This window comes from Blastococcus sp. SYSU D00820, from assembly GCF_054050695.1.
Map to the genome: position 1 here is coordinate 146,742 of NZ_JBJGZW010000004.1, position 11,758 is coordinate 158,499.

At 74.2% G+C, this 11,758-nt stretch carries 10 protein-coding genes; 7 read left to right on the forward strand and 3 right to left on the reverse strand.

Annotated elements, in window-relative coordinates; all coding sequences use genetic code 11:
• Position 1 precedes the first annotated feature (1 nt).
• From ACI79R_RS07505 to ACI79R_RS07520, 4 genes are all read left to right on the forward strand, one after another.
• On the forward strand, positions 2–1,162 hold the full coding sequence (locus ACI79R_RS07505; RefSeq protein ID WP_456572969.1) for an alpha/beta hydrolase family protein: 1,161 nt from the start codon (positions 2–4) through the stop codon (positions 1,160–1,162).
• Positions 1,159–2,205: an SMP-30/gluconolactonase/LRE family protein gene (locus tag ACI79R_RS07510; protein ID WP_456572970.1), complete on the forward strand. Its 1,047-nt coding sequence runs from the start codon at positions 1,159–1,161 to the stop codon at positions 2,203–2,205. Before ACI79R_RS07505 ends, ACI79R_RS07510 begins: the two co-directional genes overlap by 4 nt.
• A complete protein-coding gene (locus ACI79R_RS07515) occupies positions 2,202–2,390 on the forward strand; it encodes an SDR family NAD(P)-dependent oxidoreductase (RefSeq protein ID WP_456572971.1) in 189 nt (62 codons plus the stop codon). The genes ACI79R_RS07510 and ACI79R_RS07515 overlap by 4 nt, the downstream gene beginning before the upstream one ends.
• A gap of 99 nt (positions 2,391–2,489) precedes the next feature.
• Positions 2,490–4,151 (forward strand): AMP-binding protein, encoded by a 1,662-nt coding sequence (locus tag ACI79R_RS07520; protein WP_456572972.1) that lies wholly within the window; start codon positions 2,490–2,492, stop codon positions 4,149–4,151.
• 42 nt (positions 4,152–4,193) lie between these two features.
• On the opposite strand, the gene ACI79R_RS07525 is transcribed toward ACI79R_RS07520, so the two are convergent.
• Both ACI79R_RS07525 and ACI79R_RS07530 read right to left on the reverse strand, forming a co-directional pair.
• On the reverse strand, positions 4,194–5,609 hold the full coding sequence (locus ACI79R_RS07525) for a cation:dicarboxylate symporter family transporter (protein WP_456572973.1): 1,416 nt from the start codon (positions 5,607–5,609) through the stop codon (positions 4,194–4,196).
• A gap of 79 nt (positions 5,610–5,688) precedes the next feature.
• Positions 5,689–6,465 carry an MEDS domain-containing protein gene (locus ACI79R_RS07530; protein ID WP_456572974.1) on the reverse strand — a complete coding sequence of 259 codons (777 nt, stop codon included), beginning with the start codon at positions 6,463–6,465 and terminating at the stop codon, positions 5,689–5,691.
• 190 nt (positions 6,466–6,655) lie between these two features.
• Here ACI79R_RS07530 and icmF point away from each other — a divergent pair, with 190 nt between their 5' ends.
• The 3 genes from icmF to ACI79R_RS07545 are packed head-to-tail and all read left to right on the forward strand — an operon-like array spanning position 6,656 to position 11,228.
• Positions 6,656–9,901: a fused isobutyryl-CoA mutase/GTPase IcmF gene (gene icmF / locus ACI79R_RS07535; RefSeq protein ID WP_456572975.1), complete on the forward strand. Its 3,246-nt coding sequence runs from the start codon at positions 6,656–6,658 to the stop codon at positions 9,899–9,901.
• A gap of 15 nt (positions 9,902–9,916) precedes the next feature.
• A complete protein-coding gene (locus ACI79R_RS07540) occupies positions 9,917–10,420 on the forward strand; it encodes a MarR family winged helix-turn-helix transcriptional regulator (RefSeq protein WP_456572976.1) in 504 nt (167 codons plus the stop codon).
• A 1-nt stretch (position 10,421) separates the two neighbouring features.
• Positions 10,422–11,228: a helical backbone metal receptor gene (locus ACI79R_RS07545; RefSeq protein ID WP_456572977.1), complete on the forward strand. Its 807-nt coding sequence runs from the start codon at positions 10,422–10,424 to the stop codon at positions 11,226–11,228.
• On the opposite strand, the gene ACI79R_RS07550 is transcribed toward ACI79R_RS07545, so the two are convergent.
• Positions 11,182–11,742 carry a hypothetical protein gene (locus ACI79R_RS07550; protein ID WP_456572978.1) on the reverse strand — a complete coding sequence of 187 codons (561 nt, stop codon included), beginning with the start codon at positions 11,740–11,742 and terminating at the stop codon, positions 11,182–11,184. The two genes, ACI79R_RS07545 and ACI79R_RS07550, sit on opposite strands and share 47 nt — an antisense overlap.
• Between the last annotated feature and the right edge of the window lie 16 nt (positions 11,743–11,758).

An 11,758-nucleotide genomic window follows, 5' to 3' on the forward strand; every position in this document is an offset into this window, starting at 1 on the left:
GGTGTTCGAGTACTTCCCGGGCAACTACGTCTGGAACCTGGCCGTCGTCGCCACGCTGCACAACGGCGGGGCGCTGGCGGAGATCGACGAGGCCTGCCGGCCGATCCGCGAGGCCGCCGCGCAGGGCGCCGACGCCGGCACCGCCGAGTTCTTCACCGCCTGGCAGGCCGTCGCCGACCGGCTGGTCGGCCTCGCCGAGGAGGACGAGGCGGCCGGCCGCGAGCTGTCGGCGGGGGAGAAGTACCGCCGCGCGGCGCTCTACCTGATCAACGCCGACCGCATGCAGAGCGTCTCGGCCCCCGGCCGGCGTGCGCACTACGAGCGGGCGCTCGCGCTGCAGCACCGCGCCATGCGGCTGGCCCGCGATCCGGTCGAGATCGTCGAGGTGCCCTACGCCGGCACCTCGCTGCCGGCCGACTTCGTGCCGGCGCCGGGCGCCGGCGACCGCCCGGCGCCGTGCCTGGTGGTCTGGAACGGGTTCGACAGCTTCAAGGAGCAGCTGCTGGGCTCCGGGCTGGCGCAGGAGCTCGGCCGCCGCGGCGTCTCGACCCTCTTCGTCGACCAGCCGGGCACCGGCGGCGCGCTGCGGCTGCGCGACCTGCCCGCGGTCGTGGAGACCGAGCAGTACGGCGCGGCCTGCATCGACTTCCTCACCGCCCGCGGCGACGTCGACCCGGACCGGATCGGCGTCCTCGGCGTCTCGCTCGGGGGCTTCTACGCACCCCGCGCCGCGGCGTTCGAGGACCGCTTCGCGCTCTGCGTCTCCTGGGGCGCCAACCACGAGTGGGGCGAGGTGCAGCGCCGCCGGCTGCAGCGCGAGGGGGAGAACCCCGTGCCGCACTACTGGGAGCACGCCCTGTGGGTGTGGGGCCAGTCCTCGATGGACGACTTCGAGAAGCTGTGGGACCGGATCACGCTGACCGGCGTGGTCGACCGGATCGCCGTGCCCTACCTCGTGGTGCACGGGGCGCACGACCGGCAGATCCCGGTCGAGTACGCGCACCGCTCCTACGAGCAGGCGGTCCGCAGCCCCAAGCGCGAGCTCAAGGTCTTCACCGAGCGCGAGGGCGGCGTCGAGCACTGCAACCTCGACGACCCGATGAACGCGACCCGGTTCATCGCCGACTGGGTGGCCGAGACCTTCGCGGAGCTGGCCCGATGAGCAACCCGCTGGCCGGCTTCCGGGTCGACCCCGCCGACATCACCCTCACCGGCACCGGGTTGCGCCGGCCCGAGTGCGTCCTCGCCCTGCCCACCGGCGACCTCTGGGTCGCCGACCTGCGCGGCGGCGCGGTGCACATCGACCCGGACGGCGGCCAGGAGGTGCTGCGCCCGCTCGACGGCGGTGGGCCGTTCGCGCCCGACGAGGGCGCCGACATCAGCGGCAACGCCGGGCACTCGATGCCCAACGGCCTGGCCTTCGACGACGCCGGCGACCTGCTGATCGCCGACTTCGGCACGAACCTGGTCCAGCACCTCACCCGCGACGGGCACTGGTCGCTGGTCGCCGACACCGTCCGCTGGCCCGACGGCAGCGAGCGGCCGATCGGCAAGGCGAACTTCCCGGCCCTCGACGACGCCGGCCGGCTGTGGTTCTCGGTCACCGCGTCGGCGGAGGCCTGGCGCAACCGCGGGGAGTCGGTGGAGTCCGACGGCTACATCGCCGTGATCGACGACTGGGCACCCGGCGCGCCCGCCGTCGGCCGGGTCGTCGCCACCGACCTGGGCGGGGCCAACGAGTTGCGGTTCAGCCCCGACGGCCGGCTGCTCTACGTCGCCGAGACCGGTGCGGACCACATGACCCGCTTCCGGGTCACCGACGACGGCCGGCTCACCGACCGGGAGGTCTACGGCCCGGCCCGGCTGCACGGCGCCCCGGACGGCTTCGCCTTCGACGCCGCCGGCAACCTGTGGACGACGCTGATCGGGCGGGACAAGCTCGTCGCGATCACCCCGGACGGCGACGTCCTGACGATCTGGGAGGACGGCGACGCCGCGGTCAGGGCGGCGCTGGACCCCGAGGACAGCGGCGCGGGCACCTCGCTGGGCGCCAAGCCCGGCGACGGGCTGGCCCCGCGCATGGCGTCGGTGACCTTCGGCGGCCCGGACCTGCGCACCGTCTACGTCGGCTCCCTCGGCGGTACCTCGCTGCCGACCTTCCGCTCGCCGGTGCCCGGCGCCCCGCTGCGGCACTGGTCGCGGTGACCCGGCGGCCGGTCGCCGTCGTCACCGGGGCGGCGGGGGCGATCGGCCGGGCCGTCGCGGTGCGGCTGGGGCGCGGCGGCCACGACGTGGTCGCCGTCGACCGCGAGCCGGGGGAGGAGACCGTCGCCGCGGTGGTGGCCGCCGGCGGGCGGGCCCGCGCCGAGCGCTGCCTGGTCACCCTCTGACCCCCCGTCCGGGCCTGGCACCGGCGGCCCCGCTGCGCCAGGGTGAGGGCGGTCACAGGGGGCCGGCGGACGCCGGCCGGGACCGGGAGGACGACGGACATGACGACGAGCGCGCCCGCAGTGCCGTCCTACAGCAGCGGGACCTCGACGGTGCCGCTGCTCGGGGACACGATCGGCGCGAACCTCGACCGCACGGCCGCCCGCGTGGGCGACCACGAGGCGCTGGTCGAGTGCGCCACCGGCCGCCGGTGGACCTATCCGCAGCTGGTGGCCGACGTCGACGCCTGCGCGCTCGGCCTGGACGCCCTCGGGGTCGCGAAGGGCGACCGGGTCGGCATCTGGGCGCCCAACTGCGCCGAGTGGGTGTTCGTCCAGTACGGGACGGCGAAGCTCGGCGCCGTCCTGGTCAACATCAACCCCGCCTACCGCACCCACGAGCTGGCCTACGTGCTGCGCCAGGCCGGCATCTCGGTGCTGGTGAGCGCCCCGGAGTTCAAGGGCAGCGACTACCGGGCGATGGTGGCCGAGGTCCGCGGCGAGTGCCCCGACCTGCGCGAGGTCGTCTTCCTGGGCTCGGCGGAGTGGGCGGCGCTCATGGACCGCGGCCGGGCCGCCGACCGCGCGCTGCTGGCCCGCCGGGAGGAGCAGCTGTCGGCCGACGACCCGATCAACATCCAGTACACGTCCGGGACGACGGGCTTCCCGAAGGGCGCCACGCTCACCCACCACAACCTGCTCAACAACGGGTTCTTCGTGGGAGAGGGGTGCGGCTACACCGAGGCCGACCGGGTCTGCATCCCGGTGCCCTTCTACCACTGCTTCGGCATGGGCATGGGCAACCTCGGGGCCACCAGCCACGGCGCGACGATGGTCATCCCGGCGCCCGGGTTCGACCCGGCGCTCACCCTGCGCGCGGTGCAGGAGGAGCGGTGCACCTCGCTCTACGGCGTCCCGACGATGTTCATCGCCGAGCTGGCGCTGCCCGACTTCGCCGACTACGACCTGTCCAGTCTGCGCACGGGGATCATGGCCGGCTCCCCGTGCCCGGTCGAGGTGATGAAGCGGGTGGTCGCCGAGATGGGCATGACCGAGGTGACCATCTGCTACGGCATGACCGAGACCTCGCCGGTGTCCACCCAGACCGGCGCCGACGACGACCTGGACCGCCGCACCTCCACCGTCGGGCAGGTGCACCCGCACCTGGAGGTCAAGGTCGTCGACCCCGAGACCGGGCTGACCGTGCCCCGCGGCACGCCGGGGGAGTTCTGCACCCGTGGCTACTCGGTGATGCTCGGCTACTGGGACGAGCCGGAGAAGACCGCCGAGGTCATCGACGCCGCGCGCTGGATGCACACCGGCGACCTCGCGGTGATGGACGCCGAGGGCTACCTCAACATCGTCGGCCGGATCAAGGACATGGTCATCCGCGGCGGCGAGAACGTGTACCCGCGGGAGATCGAGGAGTTCCTCTACACCCACCCCGACGTGCTCGACGCCCAGGTGATCGGCGTCCCCGACGAGCGCTTCGGCGAGGAGCTCATGGCCTGGGTGCGGCTGCGGGAGGGCGCCGAGCCGCTGACCGCCGAGGCCCTGCGCGGGTTCTGCGCCGGCAAGCTTGCCCACTACAAGATCCCGCGGTACGTGAAGGTGGTCGACTCCTTCCCGATGACCGTCACCGGGAAGATCCGCAAGGTCGAGATGCGCGCGGTGTCGGTCGAGGAGCTGGGCCTGCAGTCCGCGGCCGCGGTCAAGAACGCCTGAGCGGAGTGGGAGGGCGCGGAGAACGCGTCCCCCCCACTCCGCTCAGCGGGGGGCGGAGCGGGCGAGGGCCTCGTCGGCGCCCTGCCGGCTGTCGCCGGCCTCGGGGTCGCCGTCGCCGTGCCCGGAGTCGCCGTGCTCGTCGAGCATCGTCGCCTCGTCGAACGGGCTCTGCCCGGACAGGGCGGCCGAGAGCTGGTCGCGGTCGAGCTCGCGGGTCCAGGTGGCCACCAGCACGGTGGCGATCGCGTTGCCCGCGAAGTTGGTCAGCGCCCGCGCCTCGGACATGAACCGGTCGATGCCGACGATCAGCCCCACGCCGTCCAGCAGCTCCGGCCGGTGCGCGGAGAGCCCGCCGGCCAGCGTCGCCAGCCCGGCACCGGTGACGCCGGCCGCACCCTTCGAGGCGATGATCATGAAGGCCAGCAGGCCGATCTGCTCGCCGATCGACAGCGGGTCGCCCAGCGCCTCGGCGATGAACAGCGAGGCCATCGTCAGGTAGATCGCGGTGCCGTCGAGGTTGAACGAGTAGCCGGTCGGCACCACGATGCCGGCCACCGGCCGGCTCACCCCGGCGTGCTCCATCTTGGCGATCAGCCGCGGCAGGGCCGTCTCCGACGACGACGTCGAGACGATGAGCAGGAACTCCCGGCCGAGGTACTTGAGGAGGGTCAGCACGTTCACCCGCGCGACGAACCACAGGATCGTGCCGAGCACGACCAGCACGAACAGCAGGCAGGTGACGTAGAAGCCGATCATGATGACGGCGAGGCTCTTCAGCGCGTCGACGCCGGTCTCGCCGACGACCGCGGCGATGGCGCCGAACGCGCCGATCGGCGCCAGCCACATGATCATCGCCAGGATGCGGAAGACCAGCTTCTGCAGGTGCCCCACCCCGCGCAGCAGCGGCTCGCCGGACCGGCCGAGGGCCTGGATGGCGAAGCCGACCAGCAGGGCGACCAGCAGCGCCTGCAGCACCGAGCCCGAGGTGAGCGCCGAGACCAGCGTGTCGGGGATCAGGGAGAGCAGGAAGTCGACGGTGCTGCCGCCGCCCTCCGCCTCCTCGGCCAGCTCCGAACCCCGCCCGCGCAGGTCCTCCGACAGCTCCAGGCCCTCACCCGGGTGCAGGACGTTCCCGACGACCAGGCCGATGGCCAGCGCGATCGTCGACATCAGCAGGAAGTAGCCGAGCGCCAGCCCGCCGATCCGGCCGACCTTCGCCGCCTGCCGGATCGCGCCGATGCCCAGCACGATCGTGCAGAAGATGACCGGCGAGATCAGCATCTTGATCAGCGCCACGAACGCCGTCCCGAGCCACTCGAGGCCGACGGCGAACTCGGGGAACACCAGGCCGACGACGATGCCCAGCACCACGGCCGCGATGACCGCGATGTAGAGCCAGTGGGTGCGGTCGCGCTTCTTCGGGGCGTCGGAACGGGGGGTCTCGGTCTCGGCAGCCATCACCGCTCCTGTCGGTCGGGCCGGGGGGCGTTGCCACCGTGTGCGCTGGGACGTCCCCCCGCAACCGCAAGCGGGGCGGTCAGCCGCCGCGGATGGTGAGCGGGTGGCCGCCGAGCGAGCCGGCGAGGGCGCGCAGCAGCTCGGCGGTGTCGCGCCCCGGGTGCAGCAGGGTCAGCTCCTCCGGTCCGGCCGCCGCCGTGATCAGCGCGGCGGCGGCGTCGGCGTCCACGGCCTGGAGGTCGGCGAGGTCCCAGGGCAGCAGCCCCCCGCCGGGGCCGAGCGCCGCGCGGAGCACGGCCCGCTGGGCCTCGGTGTTGCCCGCGTCCAGCCGGCCGGCCAGCCGGAGGGCGCCCGCGTCGCGGGTCAGCCGGAACGTGCCGTCGTCGTACTCCGCCGGGTCGGCGACGAGGTCGTCGTGCTCGGCCGCCAGTGCCTCCTGCTGCTCCGCGGAGAGCAGCCGGGTGAAGTAGGGGCAGAGGACCGACACCGGTCGCCGGTGCACCAGGTCGGCGACGACCGGCTCGAAGGGGCTGGGCCCGGGCGCGTCGATCGCGCCGGTGACGCGCACCCCCGGGAACCCGTCGGCCAGGGCGTCGTCGACGGCGCCGGGCAGGGCGGCGGGATCGGCCGGCAGCGCCCGCAGCGCCGCCTCGTGGTCGACGCCCGCGGCGTCCAGCCGGCCGCGCAGCCGCTCCTCCCGGTGCCCGAGCCCCGCCACCAGGACGCAGTCGCCCGCCCGCAGCCCGTCGGCGACGAAGTCGCCCACCAGGTCGGCATGGGCCTCCTCCCCGGCGAGCAGCACCCAGCGGTGGCCGGCGGGAGCGGTGGAGGGCGACGGATCCGGGACGGCGGGCACGGGGACCTCCAGTCGGCGCGGGAGGCGCCGTTCCGCCGGTCGGCCGGGGGTTGGACCGGTGGCGGGGACCACCGTCGAGTGTGCCACGCCACCATCCCGGCGGGCCGCGGGGTATTCGGACGTCCAAGGACCCGGTACGGTTCTGTGGACGTCCAAGCACCGACCCCGGTCCCTGCCCGGAGGAGCCTCCGTGACCAGCACCCCCCAGCTGCACGTCCCGACCCACCCGGTCCGGTTCGTGACGGCCGCGAGCCTCTTCGACGGGCACGACGCCGCGATCAACGTGATGCGCCGGCTGCTGCAGAGCCAGGGCGCCGAGGTCGTGCACCTCGGCCACGACCGCAGCGTGGACGCCGTGGTGCGCGCCGCGCTGGAGGAGGACGTCCAGGGCGTGGCGATCTCCTCCTACCAGGGCGGCCACGTCGAGTACTTCAGCTACCTGGTCGAGCGGCTGGCCGAGGCCGGGGCGGGGCACGTGCAGGTCTTCGGCGGTGGCGGAGGCGTGATCGTCCCCGAGGAGATCGCGCTGCTCCGCGAGCGCGGGGTGCGCATCTTCTCCCCGGAGGACGGCCAGCGGCTGGGCCTGCCCGGGATGATCAACGAGCTGGTCCGCGCCTGCGACACCGACCTCGCCGCCCAGTCCCCGGACGTCGAGGCGCTGCTGACCGGCGACCTCGGTGCCCTCGCCCGCGCGGTCACCGTGCTCGAGGCCGGCCGCGACCCGGAGCTGGCCGCCCGCGTCCGCGCCGCCGCGGCCGGGCGCAGCTGCCCGGTGCTCGGCATCACCGGCACCGGCGGCTCGGGCAAGTCCTCGCTCACCGACGAGCTGCTGCGCCGGCTGCGGCTGGACCAGGAGGACAAGCTGCGGATCGCCGTCCTGGCGATCGACCCGACCCGCCGCCGGGGCGGGGGTGCGCTGCTCGGCGACCGGATCCGGATGAACGCCCTGGACGGCGACCTGTCGGGGTCGCACACCTTCTTCCGCTCGCTGGCCACCCGCACGGCCGGCGCGCAGGTGCCCGAGCACCTCGACGACGTGCTGTGCGCGGTCAAGGCCGCCGGCTTCGACCTGGTGGTGGTCGAGACGCCGGGCATCGGCCAGGGCGACGCGGCGATCGTGCCCTTCAGCGACGTGGCGCTGTACGTGATGACGCCGGAGTTCGGTGCCGCGTCGCAGCTGGAGAAGATCGACATGCTCGACTTCGCCGACGTCGTGGCGATCAACAAGTACGAGCGGCGCGGCGCCGAGGACGCGCGCCGTGACGTCGCCCGGCAGATGGTGCGCAACCGCGAGGCCTTCGGGCAGCCCTGGGAGTCGATGCCGGTCTTCGGCACCAGCGCCGCCCGCTTCAACGACGACGGCGTCACCGCGCTCTACCAGCACCTGCGCGAGCTGCTCGCCGCGAAGGGGATGCCGGCCGGCGCGGGCGTGCTCCCGCGGGTCGACGTCCGCGCCTCCACCGGGCTCACCGGCGTGCTGCCGCCCTCCCGGTCCCGCTACCTGGCCGAGATCGCCGAGGCCGTCCGCGGCCACCACCGGACGACGGCCGAGCAGGCCGACGTCGTCCGCCGCCGCCAGGCGCTGCGCACCACCGCCGCCCTGCTCGGCGACGCCCCCGCCGCCGCCGCGGTGCGGGAGCTGGAGGCCGCCGCCGACCGCGAGCTGCTGCCCGAGGTGCGGGCCGAGCTGGAGCGGTGGCCGGCCCGGGTCGAGGAGTACTCCGGCGACGAGCTGGTCTACACCGTGCGCGGCCGGGAGTTCCGCACGCCGCTCACCCGCGAGACCCTGTCGGGCAACCGGGTGCGCCGGGTGGCGCTGCCCCGCACCCGGGACGAGGGCGAGCTGCTGACCTTCCTCCGCCGGGAGAACCTGCCCGGCTCCTTCCCGTTCACCGCGGGCGTGTTCCCGTTCAAGCGGGAGGGCGAGGCGCCGGCGCGGATGTTCGCCGGCGAGGGCGACGCCTTCCGCACCAACCGGCGGTTCACGCTCCTGTCGGCCGGCGGCGAGGCCACCCGGCTGTCCACGGCGTTCGACTCGGTGACCCTGTACGGCCGCGACCCCGACCCGCGGCCGGACGTCTACGGCAAGGTCGGCACCTCCGGGGTCTCGATCGCCACGCTCGACGACATGCAGGTGCTCTACTCGGGCTTCGACCTCTGCAGCCCGACCACGTCGGTCTCGATGACGATCAACGGCCCGGCGCCGGCGATCCTCGCGATGTTCCTCAACACCGCGATCGAGCAGCGCCTGGCCCGCTTCCGCGAGGAGGAGGGCCGCGAGCCCGACGCCGGCGAGGCCGAGGAGATCCGCGCCTGGGTGCTGGCCAACGTCCGGGGCACGGTGCAGGCCGACATCCTCAAGGAGGACCAGGGCCAGAACACCTGCATCTTCTCCACCGAGTTCGCGCTGCGGTGCATGGCCGACATCCAGCAGTGGTTCATCGACCACTCGGTGCGCAACTTCTACTCGGTGTCGATCTCCGGCTACCACATCGCCGAGGCCGGGGCGAACCCCATCAGCCAGCTGGCCTTCACGCTGTCCAACGGGTTCACCTACGTGGAGTCCTACCTCGCCCGCGGCATGGACATCGACGACTTCGCGCCCAACCTGAGCTTCTTCTTCTCCAACGGCATGGACGCCGAGTACTCGGTGATCGGCCGGGTGGCGCGGCGGATCTGGGCGATCGCCCTGAAGGAGCGCTACGGCGCCTCCGAGCGGTCCCAGAAGCTGAAGTACCACGTGCAGACGTCGGGCCGGTCGCTGCACGCGCAGGAGATGGACTTCAACGACATCCGCACCACGCTGCAGGCGCTCTGCGCGATCTACGACAACGCCAACAGCCTGCACACCAACGCCTACGACGAGGCGGTCACCACCCCGTCGGAGCAGTCCGTGCGCCGGGCGCTGGCCATCCAGATGATCATCGACAAGGAGTGGGGCCTGGCGGGTAACGAGAACCCGCTGCAGGGCTCCTTCATCGTCGACGAGCTCACCGACCTGGTCGAGGAGGCCGTGCTCACCGAGTTCGACCGGATCGCCGAGCGGGGCGGCGTGCTGGGCGCGATGGAGACCGGCTACCAGCGTGGCCGCATCCAGGACGAGTCGATGCTCTACGAGCACCGCAAGCACGACGGCAGCCTGCCGATCGTCGGCGTCAACACCTTCCTCGACCCGCACCGCGACCAGGCCCCGCCCCAGCCGGTGGAGCTGGCCCGCGCCACCGAGGCGGAGAAGCGGTCCCAGCTGGACCGGCTGGCCGACTTCCACGCCCGGCACGCCGGCGAGGCTCCGGCGGCGCTGGCCCGGCTGCAGCGGGTGGCGATGGAGGGCGGCAACGTCTTCGCCGAGCTGATGGACGCCGTCCGGGTCTGCTCGCTCGGGCAGATCTCCGACGCCTTCTTCGAGGTGGGTGGGCAGTACCGCAGGAACGTCTGAGGCACCATGCAGGTCGTGAGCACGCCGCCGCTGCCCCTGGACCCGATCGAGGAGGCCACCCGCCACTGGCGCGAGCACGGCTGGCCGCAGGCCGCCGAGGGCGTCGCCTCGGTCACCTCGATCATGCGCGCGCAGGCGATCGTGCAGGCCCGGGTCGACGAGGTGCTGCGGCCGATGCAGCTGACCTTCGCCCGGTACGAGCTGCTCATGCTGCTGTCGTTCACCCGCACCGGCGCGCTGCCCATGACCAAGGCCGGGGCGCGGCTGCAGGTGCACCCGGCCAGCGTCACCAACGCGGCCAGCCGGCTGGAGGCGGCCGGCCTGGTGCGCCGCCGTCCGCACCCGGACGACGGCCGGGGCGTGCTCGTGGAGATCACCGAGGCCGGCCGCGCCCTGGCCGCCGAGGCCACCGAGCGGCTCAACGCCGCGGTCTTCACCAGCCCGGCCCTGACCGGCGAGCGGATGGCCGCGCTGGTCGACGTGCTGCGCGACCTGCGCCGGGACGCCGGCGACTTCTGACGTGCCGCTGACCGACGACCTGGGGACGCCGGTTCCCCTGGCCGGCCCGCCCCGGCGGATCGTCTCTCTGGTGCCCTCGCTCACCGAGGCGCTGGCGGCGACGGTGCCCGGGCGGCTGGTGGGCGCCACCGACTGGTGCACCCACCCCGCTGGGCTCGACGTGGCCCGCGTGCGCGGCACCAAGAACCCCGACCGCGCCGCGATCGCCGCGCTCGCCCCCGACCTGGTGGTGGCCAACCAGGAGGAGAACCGGCGGCTGGACGTCGAGCGGCTGCGCGCCGCCGGCATCCCCGTGTGGGTGACCGTGGTCGAGTCGGTCGACCAGGCGCTGGCCGCGCTGCGCCGGCTGACCGGCGAGGTGCTCGGGGTGCTCGAGCCCGGCTGGCTCGCCGCGGCCGCCCGGGCCTGGGCGGCGCCGGCCCCGGCGTCGGGCCTGCGGATCGCCGTCCCGGTGTGGCGCGACCCGTGGATGGTCGTCGGCCCGCGCACCTTCGCCGGCGACGTGCTCGCCCGCCTCGGCCTGGTCAACGTGTTCGCCGGTGCCGCCGACCGGTATCCGCGGCTGGACCGCGGCGCGCTGCGGGCCGCCGGACCGCAGGCGCTGCTGCTGCCCGACGAACCCTACGCCTTCACCGCGGACGACGGGCCCGAGGCGTTCCCGGACCTCCCGGTGGCGCTGGTGTCCGGGCGGGACCTCACCTGGTACGGCCCGTCGCTGGCCGGCGCCCGCGAGCGGCTGGCCGCGGCGGTGGCCGAGCTGGTCAGGCGCCGGGCAGCTCCCGCTGGTCCCGCTCGGCCAGCGCCTTGAGGTTGAGCAGCTGGCGCCGCGCCATGACCAGGTCGCCCCAGCCCCAGGGCGTCGCGCCGCCGGAGGCCAGCAGCGGCAGCGGCGGGCGCCAGCGGGTGCGCACCAGCAGCCGGCTGCGCAGCCCCTCGCCGGTGACCCGGTAGGTCGCGGCGACGCGGCCGAAGACGCCGCGGTGCTCGACGGTGACGTGCGAGCCCCGCACGAAGGACGCCACCCGGAACACGGTGAGGATCCGCTGGCCGACGGCGAGCTGCTCCAGGCCCGGCGTGAGCCGCTGGGGGCTGCGCCGGCCGAGGTTGTCGAGCAGGTCGTAGGAGTAGGGGGCGGCGCGCAGCTGGCACAGCCACCGGTAGAGCAGCGAGGGTGCCGCGTCGACGTCGACGGCGCGGTGCAGCACCAGGCGGGCGTCGGGCAGCAGGTCGTCGCAGGGCAGGTGCACCTCGCGCTCGGCGGCCGAGGCACCCCAGGAGGCCGCCGGGCCGCACAGGCCCGGGCGCGCCCGCGACGTCCCCATGTCCGACGACCGCCGG